General features: G+C 73.4%; 17 protein-coding genes. 2 read left to right on the top strand and 15 right to left on the bottom strand.

Features of this window, described 5'->3' with window-relative positions; all coding sequences use genetic code 11:
• Positions 1-244 precede the first annotated feature (244 nt).
• From AB0N63_RS30435 to AB0N63_RS30410, 6 genes are all read right to left on the bottom strand, one after another.
• The gene (locus AB0N63_RS30435) at positions 245-1,978 is read right to left on the bottom strand and encodes a SpoIIE family protein phosphatase (protein WP_365533935.1); all 1,734 of its coding nucleotides are present in this window, start codon (positions 1,976-1,978) and stop codon (positions 245-247) included.
• A 145-nt stretch (positions 1,979-2,123) separates the two neighbouring features.
• Positions 2,124-2,513, bottom strand: coding sequence for an STAS domain-containing protein (locus tag AB0N63_RS30430; protein ID WP_365533932.1), 390 nt, complete (start codon positions 2,511-2,513; stop codon positions 2,124-2,126).
• Positions 2,514-2,695: 182 nt separating this feature from the next.
• Positions 2,696-3,127, bottom strand: a complete 432-nt coding sequence (locus AB0N63_RS30425; protein WP_365533929.1) for an STAS domain-containing protein — start codon at positions 3,125-3,127, stop codon at positions 2,696-2,698.
• A 122-nt stretch (positions 3,128-3,249) separates the two neighbouring features.
• Positions 3,250-4,131 (bottom strand): SDR family oxidoreductase, encoded by an 882-nt coding sequence (locus AB0N63_RS30420; protein WP_365533926.1) that lies wholly within the window; start codon positions 4,129-4,131, stop codon positions 3,250-3,252.
• Between the two features lie 112 nt (positions 4,132-4,243).
• Positions 4,244-6,691, bottom strand: a complete 2,448-nt coding sequence (locus tag AB0N63_RS30415; protein WP_365533923.1) for a SpoIIE family protein phosphatase — start codon at positions 6,689-6,691, stop codon at positions 4,244-4,246.
• A gap of 37 nt (positions 6,692-6,728) precedes the next feature.
• Positions 6,729-10,994: a HAMP domain-containing protein gene (locus AB0N63_RS30410; RefSeq protein WP_365533920.1), complete on the bottom strand. Its 4,266-nt coding sequence runs from the start codon at positions 10,992-10,994 to the stop codon at positions 6,729-6,731.
• Between the two features lie 402 nt (positions 10,995-11,396).
• Here AB0N63_RS30410 and AB0N63_RS30405 point away from each other — a divergent pair, with 402 nt between their 5' ends.
• A complete protein-coding gene (locus AB0N63_RS30405) occupies positions 11,397-11,768 on the top strand; it encodes a PRC-barrel domain containing protein (RefSeq protein ID WP_365533917.1) in 372 nt (123 codons plus the stop codon).
• Positions 11,769-11,890: 122 nt separating this feature from the next.
• Here the strand turns inward: AB0N63_RS30405 and AB0N63_RS30400 are convergent, their stop codons facing one another.
• The 5 genes from AB0N63_RS30400 to AB0N63_RS30380 all read right to left on the bottom strand — a co-directional run bounded on the left by AB0N63_RS30400 (position 11,891) and on the right by AB0N63_RS30380 (position 15,360).
• Positions 11,891-12,325 carry an ATP-binding protein gene (locus AB0N63_RS30400; RefSeq protein ID WP_365533914.1) on the bottom strand — a complete coding sequence of 145 codons (435 nt, stop codon included), beginning with the start codon at positions 12,323-12,325 and terminating at the stop codon, positions 11,891-11,893.
• 142 nt (positions 12,326-12,467) lie between these two features.
• The gene (locus tag AB0N63_RS30395) at positions 12,468-12,662 is read right to left on the bottom strand and encodes a hypothetical protein (RefSeq protein WP_365533911.1); all 195 of its coding nucleotides are present in this window, start codon (positions 12,660-12,662) and stop codon (positions 12,468-12,470) included.
• Positions 12,663-12,862: 200 nt separating this feature from the next.
• Entirely contained in the window at positions 12,863-13,135 is a 273-nt protein-coding gene (locus tag AB0N63_RS30390) for a DUF4190 domain-containing protein (protein ID WP_365533908.1), read from the bottom strand.
• A gap of 3 nt (positions 13,136-13,138) precedes the next feature.
• Entirely contained in the window at positions 13,139-13,303 is a 165-nt protein-coding gene (locus tag AB0N63_RS30385) for a hypothetical protein (RefSeq protein ID WP_365533905.1), read from the bottom strand.
• Between the two features lie 158 nt (positions 13,304-13,461).
• A complete protein-coding gene (locus tag AB0N63_RS30380; RefSeq protein WP_365533903.1) occupies positions 13,462-15,360 on the bottom strand; it encodes an AMP-dependent synthetase/ligase in 1,899 nt (632 codons plus the stop codon).
• A 148-nt stretch (positions 15,361-15,508) separates the two neighbouring features.
• Here AB0N63_RS30380 and AB0N63_RS30375 point away from each other — a divergent pair, with 148 nt between their 5' ends.
• A complete protein-coding gene (locus AB0N63_RS30375) occupies positions 15,509-15,742 on the top strand; it encodes a DUF6480 family protein (RefSeq protein WP_365533900.1) in 234 nt (77 codons plus the stop codon).
• A gap of 27 nt (positions 15,743-15,769) precedes the next feature.
• On the opposite strand, the gene AB0N63_RS30370 is transcribed toward AB0N63_RS30375, so the two are convergent.
• The 4 genes from AB0N63_RS30370 to AB0N63_RS30355 all read right to left on the bottom strand — a co-directional run.
• Positions 15,770-16,858, bottom strand: a complete 1,089-nt coding sequence (locus AB0N63_RS30370) for a glutamate--cysteine ligase (protein ID WP_365533897.1) — start codon at positions 16,856-16,858, stop codon at positions 15,770-15,772.
• Between the two features lie 139 nt (positions 16,859-16,997).
• Positions 16,998-19,220: a 1,4-alpha-glucan branching enzyme gene (glgB, locus tag AB0N63_RS30365; protein WP_365533894.1), complete on the bottom strand. Its 2,223-nt coding sequence runs from the start codon at positions 19,218-19,220 to the stop codon at positions 16,998-17,000.
• Between the two features lie 4 nt (positions 19,221-19,224).
• Entirely contained in the window at positions 19,225-20,613 is a 1,389-nt protein-coding gene (locus tag AB0N63_RS30360; RefSeq protein WP_365533892.1) for a maltokinase, read from the bottom strand.
• A 30-nt stretch (positions 20,614-20,643) separates the two neighbouring features.
• Positions 20,644-21,008 (bottom strand): alpha-glucosidase C-terminal domain-containing protein (locus AB0N63_RS30355; protein WP_365533889.1); only part of this gene is annotated, 365 nt, incomplete at its 5' end.

Raw genomic sequence — 21,008 nt, 5'->3', positions numbered from 1 at the left:
TTCTGCGGCTCCAGGCGGTCTGCCTCGACCTCTTGCGCCTGCCCCTGGATCGCTGCTTTCGCACCTCGTCCGTCCCGCCGTGCCGTCGCACCGGCGCTCGGGCCGGGCCCGGCGGGCCGGACACACGCTCGGTCACCACCATGCCCCCCTGCGGCGGGGAGCGCACGGCGCGACCGGGTGCGCGTGTGCCCGTGTCCATGCGCGTTCGTGTGTGTGCCTACGTGGGTTCCCGGGATCGGGCTCCCTAAGGCGGCGACGGGAGGCCCGCGATGTGGCACAGCAGCAGGCACACGTCGTCGTCGCGCTCGGAGTCGCGCAGCAGCGGCTCCAGGACGCGGTCCGCCGCTCCCTCCAGATCGGTGTCCAGCTCCGCCGGCCGGCAGTCGCCGAGGGCCGCCCCTAGGCGTTCGATGCCGGGGTCTATGCCCTCTGCGCGGCGCTCCACCAGACCGTCGGTGTACAGGGCCAGCGTCGAGCCGGGACAGACGCGCACGGTGTGGTCGCCGATCTCCTGGCGCAGCGGGATGCCGAGCATCGCGCCCGGCTTGGCGTCCAGCACCCGCACCCGCCCGTCCGGCAGCCGCAGCACCGGCGGCGGATGGCCCGCGGCGGCCCAGGTGATCGTGTCCTCGCCCGGCCGGAACCGGGCGATGACGGCGGTGGCGAACAGATCGGGCTGGAGATGGTGCAGGAACACGTGCAGCCGGGTCAGCAGCCGGCCGGGGCTGCCGCCGTCGACCGCGTAGGCGCGCAGCGCGGTGCGCAGCTGGCTCATCATCACCGCCGCGTGCAGCCCGTGCCCGGTGACGTCCCCGACGACCGTGATCAGACTCCCGTCGGGCTGCCGGAAGGCGTCGTACCAGTCGCCGCCGATGTTCAGCCCGCGGGTGGCCGGCAGATAGCGCGCGGCGAGGCCGAGCCCGGGCGGGGCGGACAGCTCGGTGAGCAGGGCGCGCTGCAGCGTCTCGGCGATGTCCCGGTTGTGCTCGAAGCGGCGGGCGTTGTCGATGGCGATGCTGGCCCGCCGGCACAGCTCGATCACCATCACCGCGTCGTCGGGCTCCCAGCGCGCGCCGGGCGGCGACAGCGTCAGCACGCCCAGCGGAGCCCGCAGCGTGGACAGCGGCACGCACAGCAGCGGACGCGTGGGGTCCAGCGCGGACGGCGGCCGGTCGTCCACGCCCAGCAGGCCGCCGGGATGGTCGGCGGCGTACTGGGGCCGCCCGGTGCGGGCGGCGAGCACGGCCGCCGCCGGCCGCGGTGCCGAGGGGCCCCGGCCGCCCTCGTCGTCGAACAGCCAGACGTCCACGCTGTCCGCGTACCGGGGCACCAGCAGGTCCGGCAGCCGGCGCACGATCTCCTCGTGGTTGAGCGAGCTCGTCAGCACCGCGCTGGCGTCCGCGAGGAAGGTCAGCCTGCGCCGGGCCCGCTCCGCCTCGGTGCGCGCCTGCCGCTCGGCGGCGAACGCCTCGCGCTGCGCGTGACCGGCCGCGTCGAGTTCGGCGTGCAGGGCCAGCACGCCCTGGTTGGTCTGGTGCAGTTCTTCGCGGTGGGCGGCGACCAGGTCCTCCTGCTCGGTGAGCCGGTCCAGCGCGAGGGCGGTGTCCTCGTCCGCGCCGAGCAGTGCCTCGGCCAGCGCGGCCGGGTCGTCCGGCGCCCCCTCGTCCGCCACCGCCGTCGGCTCGGGGCAGGCGACGGAGGTCCGCCACGGCGGTTCGCCGACGGCGCTGGCCTCGCGGGCCGGGGTGAGCGTGACCGTCAGGAGCCCGTCGCCGGGGCCGGATCCGGTGACGTCCAGGGTGAGCCGCCAGGTGCCGCCCTTGGTCAGGCACGGCCGCAGTCGGGCGCTGAGGGCGGCTGTCAGCCGGGTGCGGTCCAGTGCGGGTACGCCGTACGCGGCGGCCAGCCGGGCGGTGGCGATCCGGGCCCGGGCCGCGTCGACCACGCTGCCGATCTGCCAGGTGCTGGTGCGCGTCATGGCCGCCCCGCCTCGGTCGTGGCGGCGCGGTGGTGCACCGGGCGGGCCGTGCCGTAGGCGTACCGGCCGGTCGTCGTGGCCGGGCGCCGCGCGGGGCCGCCCGTACGCGGCGCCGGCCCGGCGGCGGGCAAGGGAACGTCGCGGGTCACCGCTCACCCGCCCCGGAGGGCAGGCGGCGCAGCGCGTACGCCAGGGCGTCGTCGAGGGTCGTACGGGTGACGACCGTCCTCAGGTCGAGGCCGAGCCGGACGACCTCCCGCGCGACGGCCGGCCGGATGCCGCAGACCACGCACTCCGCGCCCGTCAGCCGCACCGCGGCGACGGTCCGCAGCAGGTGGCGCACCGCCGGCGGGTCGACGGCGGGAACGCCGGTGACGTCGAGGATCGCGCATCGCGCCCCCTGCTCCACGACCGCCTGCGGCAGCGTCTCCACCACGGCCCGGCCGCGGGCGCCGTCGAGCGTCCCGGCCAGCGGAACGGCCACGACGCCGTCCCCGAGCCTGACGACGGGCGCGGCCGTATCGTGCTCCGGCACCTGTTCCACTACTCCTCGTTCACCACACCCCGCCCCGCGTGCGGAGGCCTCCGGCCTCGGCGGCTCGGGGCTCGCGTCCGGGCATCGCGCGTCGCCGTCCGCCGGGCCGGGTCCGCGTGGCCGCCCCCGTGGGACGGGGTCGTCACGGACCGGGGCCGCGACGGCACCCGGCGCGGCCGTCCTCAGCCCCGCCGCTCCGCCGTCTGCGCCGGTTCCGTGTCCTGCCCGGGGGGTCCGGGGCGTTCCTCGGGGCGGCGGTCCACCAGGGCCAGCGCCTCGTCCACCGTCTCGGAGACGGGGACCGTGATGCTGACCCCGGTCAGGTCGAGGATGCGTCGTACGGCCGGGGTGGGCGCGATGATGTGCACGCTGCCCGGCCGGTCACGGACCTCCTGGTACGCCCGCAGGATGATGTTCATGCCGGAGGAGTCCATGAAGGGGACGCCGGTCAGATCGAGCAGGAAGTGCCGCCTGCCGTGGTGCAGCTGATTGGCCAGATGGGCCTGCAACTCGGTCGCCGTGTCGACGTCCAGGTAGCCCTCGACCGTGAGGAGGGCGACATCCTCCCGGGGGACGGTGACCTCGACGGACAGCGGGTTCTGGGCAATGGGCACGAGTACCTCCAACGAGTGCTGACGGCTGATGCGAGGCACCCGTGTCCAACGACAGGGCGACCCGCACCGCGCACCCGCGCGTACCCCCGAAACGATCCCTCATGCGCGGCCGGGCGAAACCCTTACGGCAGTGGCGTGCCCCCGGTGGCATTGACGACCTCGGCGGTGATGTAGCTCGCCCGCTGCGAGGCGAGGAACACATAGGCCGGTGCCATCTCCGCGGGCTGGGCCGGGCGGCCGAGGGGGGCCTGCTTGCCGAACTCCTGCGTGTCCGGCATCGTCGCCGGGATCAGCGGGGTCCACACCGGGCCCGGCGCGACCGCGTTCACGCGGATGCCGTCCCGGGCGACCATCTGCGCCAGCCCCTGGGTGAAGGTGACGATCGCGCCCTTGGTCGTCGCGTAGTCCAGCAGATGCGGGCTCGGCTTGTACGCCTGCACCGATGTCGTGTTGATGATCGAGGAGCCGGGCCGCATGTGCGGCAGCGCCATCTTGCACAGCCAGAACATGCCGTACAGGTTCGTGCGCACCACGCGGTCGAACTGTTCGGTGGTGATGGCGGCGATCCCGTCCGGCTGGGACATCTGGTACGCCGCGTTGTTGACCAGCACGTCGATGCGGCCGAACTCGGCGACGGCCCGGTCCACCAGCTCGCGGCACTGCCGTTCCTCGCGGATGTCGCAGACCACGGGCACCGCCCGGCGCCCGGCCTCCTCCACCAGCCGCGCGGTCTCCCGCGCGTCCTTCTCCTCCTCGGGCAGGTACGTGAACACCACGTCGGCGCCCTCGCGGGCGAAGGCCAGCGCCACCGCCCGACCGATGCCCGAGTCGCCGCCGGTCAGCAGCGTCGCCCGGTCGGCGAGCAGCCCGCTGCCCCGGTACGACTCCTCGCCGTGGTCCGGCGGCGGGTCCATCGGCCCGGTCCAGCCAGGGTGCTCCTGGTCCTGCTGCGGGAAGTCGGGCTGCGGATGCCGGGTCGTCGGGTCCTGCGGGCGGTCTGACATGGTGCACCTTCCGTCGGCGGGTGTGTGCCGCCGACTCCAAGTGCCCCGGCGCGCACGGCGCACACCCGGCGAACGGGTGAGAGCCGCACACGCCCTCGGACCACCGGGCCGCTCAGGCCACCCTTATGCCCACGATGCAGGTGTCGTCGTCCGTGTCCGAACGGCTGTACGTCAGCAGCCGGTCCAGCTGCTGGTCCAGCGTCTTGGGCGCGGAGCGGGCCGTGGTCAGCAGGTGCGTCAGCGACTCCTCCACGGACCGGTCCCGGCGCTCGATCAGACCGTCGGTGTACATGAGCAGCGTGTCGTCCGGCGCGAACTGCACCTCGGCCTCCTCGTAGACGGCCTCCGGCACCGCGCCCAGCAGCAGGCCCTTGACCAGCGGCAGCGGCGACGCCTCCGCGCCGCGTACCACCACCGGCGGCAGATGGCCGGCCCGCGCCCAGCGCAGCACGCGCCGGCCCGGGTCGTACAGCGCGCACACCGCGGTGGCGGTGACCGCCCCGGTCAGATGGTGCGCCACGATGTTCAGCCACGACAGCAGCTGGCCCGGCCCGGCGCCGGTCACGGCGAGGCCGCGCAGCGCGTTGCGCAGCACCACCATGCTGGTCGCCGCCTCGATGCCGTGCCCGGCCACGTCGCCCACGCACAGCAGCACCAGGCCCGACGGCAGCACCACCGTGTCGTACCAGTCGCCGCCCACCAGCTGCTCGGTCTCCGCCGGGCGGTAGCGCACCGCGACCTCCAGCCCCGACACCTTCAGCGGCGCCTGTGTCGGCGGCATGATCGCGTGCTGCAACTGCAGCGTGAGCCGGTTGCGCTCGGTCGCCTGCTGCTCGGTGTGGGCGAGCTGGTCGCGGGTCGCGGCGAGCGCCACCTCCGTCCAGTGCTGCGCGGAGATGTCCTGATAGGCGCCGCGTACCACGAACAGCCGGCCGTCGGTGTCCAGCACCGGCTCGGCGACCACCCGGATGTGCCGGGTCACCCCGTCGGGCCGCTGCAGCCGGAACGCGGCCGAGGACGGCCGGCGCTGGTGCAGCACCGTGCGCAGGAACCGGCCGAGGGCCACCGCGTCGTCCGGGTGGGCGTGCGCCGGCAGGTCCTCCAGCGGCACCGGCATGCTCGACGGCGCCCGCCCGTACAGGTGGAACAGCTGGTCGTTCCAGGTGATCTCGCCCGTCAGCAGGTTCTCCTCGAAACCGCCGATGCGGCCGAGGCGCTGCGCGTGCTGGAGCAGGCTCGCGAGCCGGGCCGTCTCGTCCTCGATCCGCCAGATCAGCAGCACGCTGTTGCCGTGCCTGCTGATGCTGATGTCGGCCACCGCCGCCAGGGACACCTGGTCCACCAGCGCCGTCAGCTGCATCCGGTGCGCCCGGAACGGCTCGCCCGTGGCGTACACCCGCTCCACCCGCTGGAACAGCTCGCTCTTGCCGGCGGCCATCGGATACGCCTCCAGCAGCAGCGCGCCGCTGACCACCGCCCGCGGCCGGCCCGCCGGGTCGAGGAAGCGGTTGTTGACGTGCTGGATGCGGAAGTCGACCAGCTGGCCCGAGCCGTCGATGTGCGGGACCAGCACCAGCGCCGGGTCGTGCAGCCCGTCCGCCAGGTCCATCAGCTCGGCCGTGTCCGGCAGCACCCGCGGTTCGTGCCCCGTCTCCAGGCGCGGGACATACGTCTCCAGCGTGTGCGCGCACAGCTCGGCCAGCGCCTCCACCTGTCGTACGACCTGCGGTGACTGCGGTTCCAGCGGACCCGGCCAGGCGATCTCCAGCACCCCGTGGATGCGGCCCCCGGTGCCGGCGGGCATCGCCACCCGGCCGCCGTCGGGATGCGCGTGCCGGCCGATGGTGGGCAGCCCGGTCGCGGCCAGCGACGCGAACCACTGGCCGGTGCGCTCGGTCAGCCCGCGGCGCGCCACGGTGGCCACCTCCGGCGGCACGTAACGCCACCGCGTGGCCTCCGCCGGGGAGAAGCCGGCGCTGCCGGCCAGGGTCAGCGACCCGTCGGCGCCCGCGGCCCACACCGCCACCGCCACCGCGCCGAGCGGACGCAGCGCGTGCTCCAGCAGCGAGTCGGCGACGGCCTGTGTGTCGTCGGCGGCCAGCGCCCCGCTCTCGGCGGCGCGCAGCCGCACGGCGGTCGCGTCGCGTTCGGGGGCGCCCGCGGCGGCGGCGAGGAAGGCGTCGGCGACCTCGGACACCCGGTCGCGGGCGGCCTGGTTGATGACCTCCACCGCGAACTCCAGCGGCGTCACCCCGGCCTGCTCGGCCAGCTCGGCCAGCTGCCGGGCGGCCTGCGCGGGACCGCACCGCAGCCGTTCCACCAGGATGCCCTTGGCCAGCTCGACCAGCGCCCGGCCCTCGGCCTCCGCCTGCGCCGTGCGCACCTCCCGGCGCAGCCGGTCCACGGTGGCGGCCAGCCGGCCGACCGGGGAGGTGGGGGAGACCGCCGCCAAATCCAGGTGCCCCGGGTCGCCGGCGGCCGCCTGCGCGACGTGCGCCGACGGCTCGGGGCGCAGCTCGGCCCCGGTCTGCTGCTCGCGCGGCTGCTCGGACGTGCTCACGATGCGGATGCTCCTCGGCCGGACGGGGTGGGCGCGCTCACGCGGACAGCCAGCGCCGGACGCAGGCGATCAGATCGTGGGTGTCCACGGGCTTGGTGACGTAGTCACTGGCCCCTGAGGACAGGGACTTCTCCCGGTCGCCCGGCATCGCCTTGGCGGTGACGGCGATGATGGGCAGGTCGGCGTACTGCGGCAGCTTGCGGATCTCGGCCGTGGCCGTGTACCCGTCCATCTCGGGCATCATCACGTCCATCAGCACCAGCGCGATCTCCGGGTGCGCCAGCAGCGTCTCGATGCCCTTGCGGCCGTTCTCCGCGTGCAGCACCCGGAAGCCGTACAGCTCCAGGATGCCGCTGAGCGCGAAGAGGTTGCGCGCGTCGTCGTCCACGACCAGGACCGTGCGGCCCTGGAAGGACACGTCGACCGGCGGCGCGAGGTCCTGCGGCTCCTCGGACCGCACCAGCGACAGCACGTCGCCGGGTTCCTCGGCCGACAGGTGCAGCGCGATCCGCTCGCGCAGCTCGTCCAGGGAGGACAGGAACTCCAGCGAGCCGTCGTCGCGGTGCGAGCGCAGCGCCTCCGAACGGGCCACGTCCGGGCGGTTGCCGCTGTGGATGAGGACGGGCACCCCGGCCAGCCCCGAGTCGCCCGCCAGCGCCCGCAGGAACCGGGACGCCTCACCCTCGGGCATGTCCAGGTCCAGGACCACGCAGTGGCACGGCTCGGCCGCCAGCGCTCCCGCCGCCTCCTGCGCCCCCACGGCCGTGATGACGTCCACCTGCGGCAGCGCGCTGCCGTCGTCCGGACTGTGCCGGACGACGTCCGCGACCACGCTCTCGGCGACCAGCGTCAGCAGACCCCGCGAGCGCTCCTCCACGACGAGCAGCCGACGTGGCCGCTGCCGGGCCGCGTCCACCGCCGGCGCCGCGGCGACCGGGCCCGCGGTCAGCTCGGCAGGCGCCCGCTCGGCGGACCGGCCGGCGGCGAGCAACTGCTCGAAGTCGGGCCGGGCCACCGGCAGGAACAGCGTGAACGTGCTGCCCCGGCCGGGCGCGCTGTCCACCACCACGGCGCCGCCGAGCAGATGCGCGATCTCCCGGGTGATGGACAGACCGAGGCCCGTGCCGCCGTACTTGCGGCTGGTGGTGCCGTCCGCCTGCTGGAACGCGCCGAAGATCGACTCCAGATGCTGCTGCGGGATGCCGATGCCGGTGTCCTTCACCCGGAACGCCACCACGGCGCCGCCCCGCACGACCGCCGCGGGCACCTCCTCGTCCGCGGCCGGCTCGATGGACAGCTCCACCCGGCCCTGCTCGGTGAACTTCACCGCGTTGGACAGCAGGTTGCGCAGGATCTGCCGCAGCCGGGAGTCGTCCGTGAACAGGTCGGCGGGCGCGCCCGTGGCCGTCTCGACGGCGAACTCCAGGCCCTTCTGGGTGGTCATCGGCCGGAAGGTGGCCTCGACGTACTCGATGAGCCGGCTCAGCGGCACCCGCTCGGGGGTGACGTCCATCTTGCCGGCCTCGACCTTGGACAGGTCCAGGATGTCGTTGATCAGCTGGAGCAGGTCGCTGCCGGCCGAGTGGATGATGCCCGCGTACTCGACCTGCTTCGGCGTCAGGTTGCGCGAGGGGTTCTGGGCGAGCAACTGGGCCAGGATCAGCAGGCTGTTGAGCGGGGTGCGCAGCTCGTGGCTCATGTTCGCCAGGAACTCCGACTTGTACTTGGAGGCCAGCGACAGCTGCTGGGCGCGCGCCTCCAGCTCCTGGCGGGCCTGCTCGATCTGCAGGTTCTTCGCCTCGATGTCGCGGTTCTGGGTCGCCAGCAGCGACGCCTTGTCCTCCAGCTCGGCGTTGGAGCGCTGCAACTCCTCCTGCTGCGCCTGGAGTTCGGCCGAGCGGGCCTGGAGTTCGGCGGTCAGCCGCTGCGACTCGTCCAGCAGCTCGTCGGTACGGGCGTTGGCCACGATCGTGTTGACGTTGACGCCGAGGGTCTCGCGCAACTGCTCCAGGAAGTCCCGGTGGATCGGCGTGAACGAGGTGACCGAGGCCAGCTCGATGACGCCGAGGACCTGGTCCTCGAAGAGGATCGGCAGCAGCACCAGCGCGCTCGGCACGGCCTGGCCGAGCCCGGAGGAGATGGTGACGTAGCCCGCGGGCAGCTCGTCGACGGTGATGGTTCGGCGGCTGCGGGCGGCCTGGCCGACCAGCGAGCGGCCGAAGGAGAAGCGGGTGGGCCGCTCGTCGTCGTCGGGCCGGCCGTAGGAGCCGACCAGCCGCAGCTCGGGGCCGCGCTCGCCGTCCTCGGCGAGGTAGAAGGCGCCGTACTGGGCCGACACCAGCGGCGTCAGCTCCTCCATGATCAGCTCGGCCACCACCGGCAGATCGCGGTGGCCCTGCATCAGGCCCGAGATCCGCGCCAGGTTGGTCTTGAGCCAGTCCTGCTCCTGGTTGGCCCGCGTGGTCTGGCGCAGGGACTCCACCATGGAGTTGATGTTGTCCTTCAGCTCGGCGACCTCGCCGGAGGCCTCCACGGTGATCGACCGCGTCAGATCGCCCTCGGCCACCGCGCTGGCCACCGCGCCGATGGCCCGCACCTGACGGGTGAGGTTGCCGGCCAGCTCGTTCACGTTCTCCGTGAGCCGCTTCCAGGTGCCCGAGACGCCCTCCACCTCGGCCTGGCCGCCGAGGCGTCCCTCGGTGCCGACCTCGCGGGCGACGCGGGTGACCTCGTCGGCGAACGCGGAGAGCTGGTCGACCATCGTGTTGATGGTGGTCTTCAGCTCCAGGATCTCGCCGCGCGCGTCCACGTCGATCTTCTTCGACAGGTCGCCGCGCGCCACCGCGGTCGTCACCAGCGCGATGTTGCGCACCTGGCCGGTGAGGTTGTTCGCCATCGAGTTGACGTTGTCGGTGAGGTCCTTCCACGTGCCCGCCACGTTCGGCACATGGGCCTGGCCGCCGAGGCGTCCTTCGGTGCCGACCTCGCGGGCGACGCGGGTGACCTCGTCGGCGAACGCGGACAGCGTGTCGACCATGGTGTTGATCACGTCGGCCAGGGCCGCGACCTCGCCCTTGGCCTCGACGGTGATCTTGCGGGACAGGTCGCCGCGGGCCACGGCGGTGGCGACCTGGGCGATGGAACGGACCTGGCCGGTCAGGTTCGACGCCATCACGTTGACGTTGTCGGTGAGGTCCTTCCAGGTGCCCGAGACGCCCTTGACGTCGGCCTGGCCGCCGAGGCGTCCTTCGGTGCCGACCTCGCGGGCGACGCGGGTGACCTCGTCGGCGAACGCGGAGAGCTGGTCGACCATCGTGTTCATGGTGTTCTTCAGCTCGAGGATCTCGCCGCGCGCGTCGACGGTGATCTTCTGCGACAGGTCGCCCTTGGCCACCGCGGTCGCCACCTGGGCGACGTTGCGGACCTGGCTGGTCAGATTGCCCGCCATCGAGTTCACCGAGTCGGTGAGGTCCCGCCAGGTGCCCTTGACGCCCTTGACGTCGGCCTGGCCGCCGAGGCGTCCTTCGGTGCCGACCTCGCGGGCGACGCGGGTGACCTCGTCGGCGAACGCGGAGAGCTGGTCGACCATCGTGTTGATGGTGTTCTTCAGTTCCAGGATCTCGCCGCGCGCGTCGACGGTGATCTTCTGCGACAGGTCGCCCTTGGCCACCGCCGTGGTGACCTGGGCGACGTTGCGGACCTGGTTGGTCAGGTTGCCCGCCATGAAGTTCACGGAGTCCGTGAGGTCGCGCCACACACCGGCGACGCCGGGCACCTTCGCCTGGCCGCCGAGACGTCCTTCGGTGCCGACCTCGCGGGCGACGCGGGTGACCTCGTCGGCGAACGCGGACAGCTGGTCGACCATCGTGTTGACGGTCTCCTTCAGCTGGAGGATCTCGCCGCGCGCGGGCACGTCGATCTTCTGCGACAGGTCGCCCTTGGCCACCGCGGTCGCCACCTGGGCGATGTCGCGGACCTGGGTGGTGAGGTTGCCCGCCATGGCGTTGACGGAGTCCGTGAGGTCGGCCCACGTCCCGGAGACCCCCGGCACCTCGGCCTGCCCGCCGAGCGTCCCCTCGGTGCCGACCTCGCGGGCGACGCGGGTGACCTCGGAGGTGAACACGGACAGCTGGTCGACCATGCCGTTGAACACGGTCGCGATGTCGCCCATGAGGCCGTCGGCGTCCTCCGGCAGCCGCGTGCCGAAGTCACCGTCGCGTACGGCCGTCAGGCCGGCCAGGAGCTGCCTCAGCTCCCGGTCGCCCGGCACCGTGTCGGCGACCTCGTTCCTGTCGCTGGTCATGCGCACCCTCGTCCCGCTCCCCAGGGAGCCCCCACCGGTGAGGGCTCGGCAAACCCCGCCGGGCCGTGTGGGCCCGTGTCGCTGTGCGCGTTTCCGCATGTCACGGATCTGCGCGATGAGAAAATACGCCGCAGGCTAACCCAGCCGGAGCGTGCCGAACAAAAAAACTTCCTCAGTCCGGGGCCGCGGAAATTCCGTGGGTGTGAGGTGCGCCGATCTGGGTACCCGTCACGGTTTCCCGGGGCGTGGCGGCCGGGTCGGACCGGTGCCGCGCGAAGCGGCCGAAAGCCGCCCGGGGCCGCCGAATGCGACCGGCCACGCCGGGTAGTCGTTGCGGTGAGCCGGGGCGCCGGGACTCAAGGGCCCGACGCCGGCGGCTCGTTCGTCCTGGAGAGGAGCAGCGTGACCGTCGACAGCATCTGGTCGTACCCGTCGCAGGCCGTTCGGGAGCCGGGAGGGGACCTGACCGGCTTCACCGTCGTCGCCCCGGACGGCGTCGTGGGCCATGTGGACCGTGAGGCCGATCACTTCGGGATGCGGCATCTGGTCGTGGACACCGGCGTCTGGGTGTTCGGCCAGAGCGTCCTGGTCCCGGTCGGCGTGGTCAACGGCGTCGACGCGGGGGAGCGGCGGATCTCGGTGGCCTGCTCCCGCGCGGAGATCAAGGCCGCGCCGCGGTTCCGCACCGACAGCGAGACCATGGACCCGGACTACCTGCGCGGGGTGGGGGAGTACTACCACGGGCTTCCGCCCCGCGACACGACCGTCGCCTGACGCGCGGGCCGGCGGTGCGACGGCAGGACCCGGCCCGCCGGCCCGGCACAGGGCACGGACGGCGCCGCCCTCCGCGGGCAGAACCGGCGGAGGGCGGCGCAGTGCCGTCGGGGCAGGCCGCCTCACCAGGGCAGGAAGACGTGCACGTCCTTGCCGTGGTCGTTCACGACCACGCTGACCTGGTCGCAGAGCGTGTGGATCAGGTGCCAGCCGATCCCGCCGCCCCCGCGACTGGGATGGAAGGGGCGCGGGGCCGGCGGCGTGGTGCTGGTGTCGCTCAGCGTCACGTGCACGCCGTCGAAGGTGCGGCGCATCCGCAGCGTGAACGGCCCCGGCGCGTACTGCACGGCGTTCGCGGCGAGTTCGGTGACCACGAGCAGGATGTCGTCCCAGTGCTCCTGTGCCGTCGGCAGGGCGGCGCGCGCGAGGTCGTCGAGGAACTCCTCCGCGGTGAGCCGCGCACCCGTCACATGGTGCAGCGCGCCCGCGAAGCGAGCGGTGCGAGTCGGAATCCCCTCGGTGGCCAGTGTCTCGTTCCAATGCGGCTCGGTTGCCATCGTGCCTTCCCGGCCCGGCGTGTGAGCAGGGCGTAGTCGTCCTTTCCTTCTCATCCGTCCCACTGTCTGGTTCCCATGGGCGCGGACCCTACGCGTGGGCGGTCCGTGGGACCCGTCTCAGCGGGCGGAGAGACCGGGCGCCTCATGCGGCGCTACGGCCAGGGCACACCCGAGGGTCGTGCACGCCGCCGCGCGACTCCCAGCCGGTCAGGCAGCAGGTCTCGTACAGCTCCCGCCACGCGACCGCCGTACCGTGCGCGCCCGCGCCGCCGGGATCGCCGGCGTGGTCGGGCCAGTGAGCGGTGCTCAGGAGCGGGCGGCGGCGGGGCTGGGTCATGGTCGGGCTCCTCTCGCGCTTGATCGGCACGGCTTCGCCTCTGCACCTGTGAAGATCCGGCGGATGTAAACCCGTCCCTTCGAAGAGGACGGGAAACCGCGCGGCGAAGGACGGGCGTGCACCCGCCCGGACGGGCCGCAGCGACCGGCGCGCAGGGGTGGTGTGAAACGGATCACATCGGCAGTCGGTGCCGGGTCCGTTCAGTGGAAGGCCGTCCAGGACGAGCCCTGGTGCACCGCCATCAGGACGGCGAGGACCACCAGGTCGACGATGCCGAGGACCAGTCCGAGCCGGGCCCGGCCGGGCCGCGGCGTGCCCCGGCGCAGCGCGATGACGGCCAGCGCGATCGCCACCGGCCCGAGGACCAGGTTCAGCACGACCAGGCCGACCAGGCCGAGCACGAAGGAGGCCACCGCCATGCCCTCGGTGTCGCGCCGTCCGGTGTACCGGGAGGGCGGTGCGGTCATCCGCATCGCTCACGCCCTCCCGGTCCGGCCGCGACGGCGGCGCTCACGGACGGTGAAGACGGCCAGCCAGCACAGGACGACCGCGCTCAGCACCAGGGTGACCGGCCAGGGCAGATAGGCCACCGACCCGAGGACGACGGCCAGGAACAGCAGGGCCACGACGAGGAAGAGCACGGTTCACCTCCCCCTGCGCGCGCGAACGGCGGCGACGGTCTCGCATGTTGTCAGGAGCATGCGTGAACAGGTTTCCCGGTACGCGGATCTCACTCCCGCGCGCGCGGAACCGGCCCGACGCGCGGGCGCCGGACGGGTCGGCCGGAGGCCGGCCGCGGTCAGCGGAAGACGTCGTCGTTCTCCTCCCACTCCGCGAGCGGGTCCGTCGCCGGCCTGCGCGGAGCAGGGGTCCGGGCCTGGTACATGGCGTCGATCTCGAACGCGTAGCGCTCCACGATGGCGGCCCGGCGTGGCTTCAGCGACGGCGTGAGCAGTCCGCCGGCCACGTCGAACGGCTCCGGCAGGACCCGGAAGACCCTGATGGACTCCCCCAGGGAGACGGCGCTGTTGGCGGCGGCGACCGCCCGGCCCACCTCCTCGCGCAGGGCGTTCTCCTCGCGCGCCTTCTGGCCCGGCGCGTCCCCGTGCAGCGCCAGACCGGCCCGCCAGTGCGCCAGGAACTCCGGATCCAGGGTGATCAGCGCCCCCACGCAGGGCCGGTTGTCGCCGACGACCACGGCCTGGTGGACCAGCGGATGCGCGCGGAGCCGCTGCTCCAGCAGGGCCGGGGCCACGCTCCTGCCGCCGCTGGTGATGATCACGTCCTTCTTGCGCCCGGTGATCGTCAGATAGCCCTCGGCGTCCATGTGCCCGAGGTCCCCGGTGGCCAGCCAGCCGCCGCGCAGCACCGCCCGGGTGGCGGCCTCGTCGCCGACGTAGCCCTGGAACACCGACGGCCCGCGCACCAGGATCTCCCCGTCGTCGGCCACCTCGATGGCGGTGCCGGGCAGGGCCCGGCCGACCGTCCCCGCCTTCTCCCGGCCCAGCGGCTGCATGGTGATGCCGCCCGCGGTCTCGGTGAGCCCGTACCCGTCGTGCACATGGATGCCGATGCCCTCGTAGAACAGGGACAGTTCACGGCTGAGCGGGGAGCCGCCGGAGGACGCGCGCACCACCCGGCCGCCGAGCGCCGCCCGCAGCCCGCGGTACACCGTCCGCTCGTACAGGGCGTGTTGCAGCCGCAGGTCGACGCCGGGGCCGGCGCCGCGCCCGGTGCGCCGCCGCTCCAGCGCCTTCGCGTAGTCCCGCGCCGTCTGCGCCGCCCGCTCGAACAGCCCGCCGTGGCCCGCCTGCTGGGCGGTGCGCAGGAAGTGCTTGTAGAACCGTTCGAAGACGGACGGCACGGCGTACAGATACGTGGGGCGGAACGAGCGCAGCGCGGGAGCCAGCGTCGCCCCGCCCGCCTCCGGCTCGTGGCCCAGCAGGATCCCGCCGCGGACGCAGATGTTCTGCACCATCAGGCCGTAGACGTGCGAGAAGGGCAGGAAGGCCAGGACGGAGGCCTGTTCGCCCGGCGGCGCGGCGGTGTGCCCCCAGCCCGCCAGCAGCGTGTCGCAGGGGCTGGCCAGCGCGCGATGGCTCAGCGCGCAGCCGAGGGCGCGGCCCGCGGTGCCGGAGGTGTGGGCGATCACGGCGGTGGAGTCGGGCAGCACGATCCGGCGCAGCGAGTCGACGGTGGTCGGGGGCACCAGGGCACCCCGCTCGGTCAGCTGTTCCAGCGCCCCCGCGTCCAGCTGCCACACGTGCCGCAGCAGGGGCAGCGCCGCGCACACCGACCCGACGGTCATCGCGCCCTGCTCGTCCTCCACGGCCACGGCCACGCAGCCCGTGCCCCGCAGGATCCATTCGACCTGGTCGCGCGAGGCGGTCGGGTGGACCGGGACGACCTCCGCGCCGACCGTCCACAGCGCGTAGGCGAGGACCGTCCACTCGTAGCGGGTGCGGGACATCACCGCGACCCGGCGGCCCGGCGCGAGCCCGGCGGCGACCAGCCCGCGGGCGACGGCGGCCACCTCCTCGCGCAGCCCGGCCGCGGTCACCTCCCGCCAGCCGCCGCCCGGTCCGGCGCGCCGCGCCAGCACCGGCAGGGCGGGCCGGGCGCGGGCGGTCTCCCAGACGCTGTCGGCGAGCCCGCCGGTCAGGGGGGAGCGGGACGGAGCGAGGGCGAGGTCGCGCATGCACTGCTCCTGCTGGGTACGGAGGGTGACTCCGCCGATGAGTAGCGTCGTCGGCGGGTCGAATGTAGCCCAGGGCGGCGCACGCGGGACCCGGAACCGGGAAGTGGACCTGTTTCGTGATGTCGGCCGATCGGGGAACCCGGCGGCCATGAGCTACGTCAATCCAGATCCTGATCCCGAACGGACCCCCGGCCTGCTGCCGGGGGGCGGTGTGCCGCCCGGCGAGACCCCGCCGGCGGAGAGCAGCATGCCCGAGGCGGCGCCCCACGCCCCGGACTACGCCTCGCGGGGCTGGGCGAAGGCCCCGCTGACCCTGATCCTCCTGCTGGTCCTGCTGATCGCCGTCGGCTTCCTCGGCTACGCCCTGGCCCTGATCTTCTGAAACGAGCCCCGGCCCGCTCCCGTGGCCTCACCCCTGAGTGTGGCGCACGCACTCCGTGACGACCTCGCGCAGGCTCCCGGTCCGCTCCAGCAGCTCACGCTGCACCCGCGCGCCGGTGCCGCGCCGCAGCAGCCCGGCCACGGCCTCGCGGGCCTTGTCCAGGTCGCCGGAGTCGGCGAGCGCGTCGCCGACGTGGTCCAGCAGTGCCCCCAGCACCGACTCGGCCGGCAGCCGCCGCATGGTCGCCGGGTGCAGCAGCTCGTGGGCCAGACCCGCCCGGGCGGCCTGCCAGGCGGCCAGCCGCAGCAGGCTCACACTGTGGTCCACCGGATCCTTCCCGGCCCGCCAGTCGCGGGCGGCGGTCTCCACCAGGGCGCGGGCCAGGGTGGCGATCAGCTGGGCCGTCTCCGCGTGCAGGCACACGTCCGAGACCCGCACCTCCACCGTCGGGTACCGCTCGGACAGGCGCGCGTCGAAGTACGCCATCTTCTCGTCCAGGATGACACCGGTGGCCACCATGTCCGCCACCAGCCGGTGGTAGCGCTCGGGGGAGCCGAACAGCTCGGTCGGGCCGGCCGACGGCCAGCGGTCCCACACCCGGCTGCGGTAGCTGTCGTAACTGGTGTCCTTGCCCTGCCAGAACGGCGAGTTCGCGCTGACGGCCAGCAGCACGGGCAGCCAGGGGCGGATGCGGTCCAGGACCGCGACGCCCTCCTCGTCCGACTCCACGGACACATGCACGTGCATGCCGCACACCAGCTGCTCCCGGGTGGCGATGCCGTACTGGTCGGCCAGCCACTGGTAGCGCGGGTTGATGCTGATGGTGGGGCTGACCGGCAGCGGAGAGGTGGCCAGCGCGGCCACCGCGCAGCCGATCTCCCCGGCGTGCCGGGCCGCCTCCTTGCGGCAGCGCACGATCTCCGCGCCGAGCTCGGCCATGCTGTGCTGCGGATGCGTGGCGAACTCCAGCATCTGCCCGTACAGCTCTTTCTCGAAGACGTCCTGGTCCGCGTCGTCCGCCTCGGCCCGGGCGAGCACCGCCGCCGACAGAGCCTTCGGCTCACCGGTCTCCGGGTCGACCAGGAGGAGTTCCTCCTCCACTCCGACGGTCCGCACCTGTCGCCGCCTTTCCGTGTCGTCGCGCGACTCCGGACGGGGCGCCGGGTCGTCGTACGACCCCCGACTGCCCCGGGACGGCGGCCGGACACCTCGGTGCGGTGAGACGTCCGGCGGCGGGCCCCGGGGCAGGCGCCGCTCAGGCGGGGTACGGGGCCAGCCAGACCGTGGCCAGCGGCGGCAGCGTGAGCCGGACGCGCCCGTCCTCCGGCTTGACCGGGTCCGGATTGCCGACGCCGCTGCCGCCGTAGCGGACGGCGTCGGTGTTCAGGACCTCCGTCCAGGCGGTGACGTCACCGGGCACGTCCAGGCGGTAGTCCTCACGCACCACCGGCGAGAAGTGCGACACCGCGAGCAGCGGGACGCCCTGCGCGTCGTAGCGCAGGAACGCGTAGACGTTGTCGTCGGCGGCGTCCACTGCCACCCAGCGGAAGCCCTCCGGGCTGGTGTCGCGCTGCCACAGGGCCGGGGTGACCCGGTAGCGCGTGTTGAGGTCGCGCACCAGGTCCCGCACCCCGCGGTGGTCGCCCGCCGAGCAGTTTGCCTCCTCCAGCAGCCACCACTCCGGCCCGTGCTCCTCGGAGAACTCGCCGCCCTGCGCGAACTCCTGCCCCATGAAGAGCAGTTGCTTGCCGGGATGGGCCCACATGAAGGCGAGGTAGGCGCGGTGGTTCGCGCGCCGCTGCCACCAGTCGCCGGGCATCTTGGACACCAGGGCCCGCTTGCCGTGCACCACCTCGTCGTGCGAGATCGGCAGCACGTAGTTCTCGCTGTAGGCGTACACCATCGAGAACGTCATCTCGTGGTGGTGGTACTTGCGGTGCACCGGCTCCTTGGCCATGTACTCCAGCGAGTCGTGCATCCAGCCCATGTTCCACTTCAGCCCGAAGCCGAGCCCGCCGCGGTCGGTGGGCGCGGTCACCCCGCCCCACGCGGTGGACTCCTCGGCGATCGTCACCACGCCCGGCGCGCGCCGGTACACGGTGGCGTTCATCTCCTGGAGGAACGCCACCGCGTCCAGGTCCTCCCGGCCGCCGTACTGGTTCGGCGTCCACTGACCGGAGTCGCGCGAGTAGTCCAGGTAGAGCATCGAGGCGACCGCGTCCACCCGCAGCCCGTCGATATGGAACTCCTCGCACCAGTAGACGGCGTTCGCCACCAGGAAGTTGCGCACCTCGGTACGGGCGAAGTCGAACTCGTACGTCCCCCAGTCGGGGTGCTCGGCGCGCTGCGCGTTCCCGGGCTCGTACAGCGGGTCCCCGTCGAAGCGGGCCAGTGCCCAGTCGTCCTTCGGGAAGTGCGCCGGCACCCAGTCCATGATCACGCCGATCCCGGCCCGGTGGCAGGCGTCCACGAAGTACCGGAAGTCGTCCGGGGCGCCCAGCCGCGAGGTCGGCGCGTAGTACGAGGTCACCTGGTAGCCCCAGGAGCCGCCGAAGGGGTGCTCGGCGACCGGCATCAGCTCCACATGGGTGAAACCGAGGTCCTTCACGTACGCCGGCAGCTCCTCGGCCAGCTCGCGGTAGGTGAGGCCCTTGCGCCAGGACGGCAGGTGCACCTCGTAGACGGAGAACGGCGCCTCGTGCACGGGCGTGTCCCCGCGGCGCGCCATCCACTCGGCATCGCCCCACTCGTGGTGCGCGGCCGTCACGATCGAGGCGGTGTCCGGCGGCACCTCGGTGCGCCGCGCCATCGGGTCGGCCTTCAGGAACCGGTCGCCGTACTGCGAGGTGATCTCGAACTTGTACGTGGCGCCCTCGCCGATGCCGGGCAGGAACAGCTCCCACACCCCGGCCGCGCCCAGCGAGCGCATCGGGAAGGCGGTGCCGTCCCAGTAGGAGAAGTCGCCGGCCACCCGCACGCCGCGCGCGTTGGGCGCCCACACCGTGAACCGGGTGCCGGCCACGCCCTGGTGGACCATCGGCTCGGCGCCGAGCGCCGTCCACAGCTGCTCGTGCCGGCCCTCCCGGATCAGGTGCAGGTCCAGCTCGCCGAGGGCGGGCAGGAAGCGGTAGGGGTCGTGGACCTCGTACTCGTCGTGCTCGTAGGCGACGACGAGGGTGTACTGCGGGATCGCCTCGAACGGCAGGACGGCCGAGAACAGGCCGTCGCCCTCCGAGACCAGTTCGGTGCGCTCGCCGCCGACGACGACGCCCACCGCGCGGGCGAACGGACGCAGCGCCCGGAAGGCGACACCGCCGTCCACCGGATGCGCGCCGAGCAGCGCGTGCGGATCATGGTGCGCGCCGGACAGCAGCCGCTCACGGTCGGCGCCGTCCAGGGGCGGGGCGGCCCGGACCTGGCCCGCCGCGGGCGGGACGGGTCCGGACGGCTCGGGAAGTGACGTTTCGCGCAGTGCCACCGGTTCAGCCTCCTCTCACGGCGAGACGTTCGATCGCCGCCATCGGTACGGCGAGCCAGTCGGGGCGGTGCCGGGCCTCGTACAGCACTTCGTACACGGCACGGTCCGTCTCGTAGGCCCGCAGCAGGGCGTGTTTCTTACGGGGGTCCCAGCCGGCCCGGGAGGCGTACCCGGCGCAGTACGCCTCCCGGCAGCGGCGCGCCCACTCCGGGCGCCAGGGGCGGCGCTGCCGGGCGGCGTAGTCGAAGGAGCGCAGCATCCCGGCGACGTCCCGCACCGGGGACTCGGGGATGCGGCGCTCGGCGAGCGGACGCGACGGCTCGCCCTCGAAGTCGATCACGAACCACTCGCGGCCTGCCCGCAGCACCTGGCCGAGGTGCAGATCGCCGTGGATGCGCTGGGCGGGCGGCCCGGCGTCGCAGCCGGCCAGCGCGGCGAACGCGGTGCGCAGCCGGGCCGCGTACGGCTTGAGCGCGGGCGCGTTGTGCGCCGCCGCCTCCAGCCGCTCGGTCATCGCGGCCGCGGTGCGCGCCATCTCCCGGTGGGCGCCGGTCGGGAACGCCTCGGCCAGGGCCAGGTGGACCTCCGCCGTCGCTTGTCCCAGCTGGTGTGCCTGGGCGGTGAAGTCGTCGCCGGTGGCCAGCGCGCGCAGGGCCAGCGTCCAGCCGTCGGCCGCGTCGCGCAGGAACGGCTGGAGCACGCCGAGCGTCGCCGCCTCCGGTTGGGTGGTGCGCAGCCACGCCACCGGGGCCGGGACCCGGCGGCAGCCCTGCCGGGCCAGGGCCCACGGCACCTCCAGGTCCGGGTTGACGCCCGGCTGGATGCGGCGGAAGACCTTCAGGATGAACTCGTCGCCGTACACGATGGACGAGTTGGACTGCTCGGCCTCCAGCACCCGGGGTGCCAGGCCGGCGGAGATCGGCACCGACGGGTCGGCCTCGAAGCGCAGCGGTCCCGAGGTGCCGGGGTGCCGCAGCCGTTCCAGCAGCACCTGGGCCGAGCGCGGGTCGCACAGCGCGTCGTAGATCACGAAGCCGGCCAGCGGTCCGGTGACCGGGCGTCCGATGAGGGCCCGGTGCAGCCGGGGCGCCAGTTCCCGGCGCACGCCGAGCAGCAGCTGGTAGCAGTCGGCGGGCGGCGGCACGGACGTCCCGGCGGGGGCGGGGACGCCGCCGTGCCCGGAGGGGACGCCCGAGTGCTCGGCGTGGACCAGCAGGTGCAGACAGCCCGGGAACAGCTCCGTCATCGACAGCAGCCGCAGATCGGTGACCGGCCGGTCCTTGCCCGCGAACCAGCGCTGGCGCGGCAGCCACTCGCGCAGCAGCGACCCGAGCGAGGCCATGGGGTCGGTCAGGGCGGCCGTGCCCGGCAGCAGGGATGCGGTCTTCGCCATGGTCACACTCCTTCTCTCTCGGCCGGGCGCTCAGACCCGCCGCCCGATCCGGGATGCGACTTTGGTGAGCCGGAACCAGTAGAAGCCGTGTCCCGCCATGGTCAGCAGGTACGGCAGCTCCCCGATGGCCGGGAAGCGCACCCCGCCGATCAGCTCGACCGGATGCCGTCCGTCGAAGGCGCTGAGGTCCAGTTCGGTGGGCTGGGCGAAGCGGGAGAAGTTGTGCACGCACAGCACCAGGTCGTCCCGGTACTCCCGCAGGAACGCCAGCACGGCCGGGTTGGAGGACTGGAGTTCCGTGTACGAGCCGAGTCCGAAGGCGGGGTTCTGCTTGCGGATCTCGATCATGCGGCGGGTCCAGTGCAGCAGCGAGGAGGGCGACGACATGGACGCCT

The organism is Streptomyces sp. NPDC093260 (assembly GCF_040683715.1).
Taxonomy (GTDB): domain Bacteria; phylum Actinomycetota; class Actinomycetes; order Streptomycetales; family Streptomycetaceae; genus Streptomyces; species Streptomyces sennicomposti.
Note: the sequence above shows the minus strand (reverse complement) of the source record. Positions and strands in the feature narration are given on the sequence as shown.

What these genes read in the sequence shown, in the direction of transcription:
- AB0N63_RS30410 (WP_365533920.1), bottom strand. Translation starts at nt 10,994, where the DNA reads ATGACCAGCGACAGGAACGAGGTCGCCGACACGGTGCCGGGCGACCGG.
- AB0N63_RS30435 (WP_365533935.1), bottom strand. Translation starts at nt 1,978, where the DNA reads ATGACGCGCACCAGCACCTGGCAGATCGGCAGCGTGGTCGACGCGGCC.
- AB0N63_RS30360 (WP_365533892.1), bottom strand. Translation starts at nt 20,613, where the DNA reads ATGGCGAAGACCGCATCCCTGCTGCCGGGCACGGCCGCCCTGACCGAC.
- AB0N63_RS30390 (WP_365533908.1), bottom strand. Translation starts at nt 13,135, where the DNA reads ATGCGGATGACCGCACCGCCCTCCCGGTACACCGGACGGCGCGACACC.
- AB0N63_RS30400 (WP_365533914.1), bottom strand. Translation starts at nt 12,325, where the DNA reads ATGGCAACCGAGCCGCATTGGAACGAGACACTGGCCACCGAGGGGATT.
- AB0N63_RS30380 (WP_365533903.1), bottom strand. Translation starts at nt 15,360, where the DNA reads ATGCGCGACCTCGCCCTCGCTCCGTCCCGCTCCCCCCTGACCGGCGGG.
- AB0N63_RS30420 (WP_365533926.1), bottom strand. Translation starts at nt 4,131, where the DNA reads ATGTCAGACCGCCCGCAGGACCCGACGACCCGGCATCCGCAGCCCGAC.
- AB0N63_RS30375 (WP_365533900.1), top strand. Translation starts at nt 15,509, where the DNA reads ATGAGCTACGTCAATCCAGATCCTGATCCCGAACGGACCCCCGGCCTG.
- AB0N63_RS30395 (WP_365533911.1), bottom strand. Translation starts at nt 12,662, where the DNA reads ATGACCCAGCCCCGCCGCCGCCCGCTCCTGAGCACCGCTCACTGGCCC.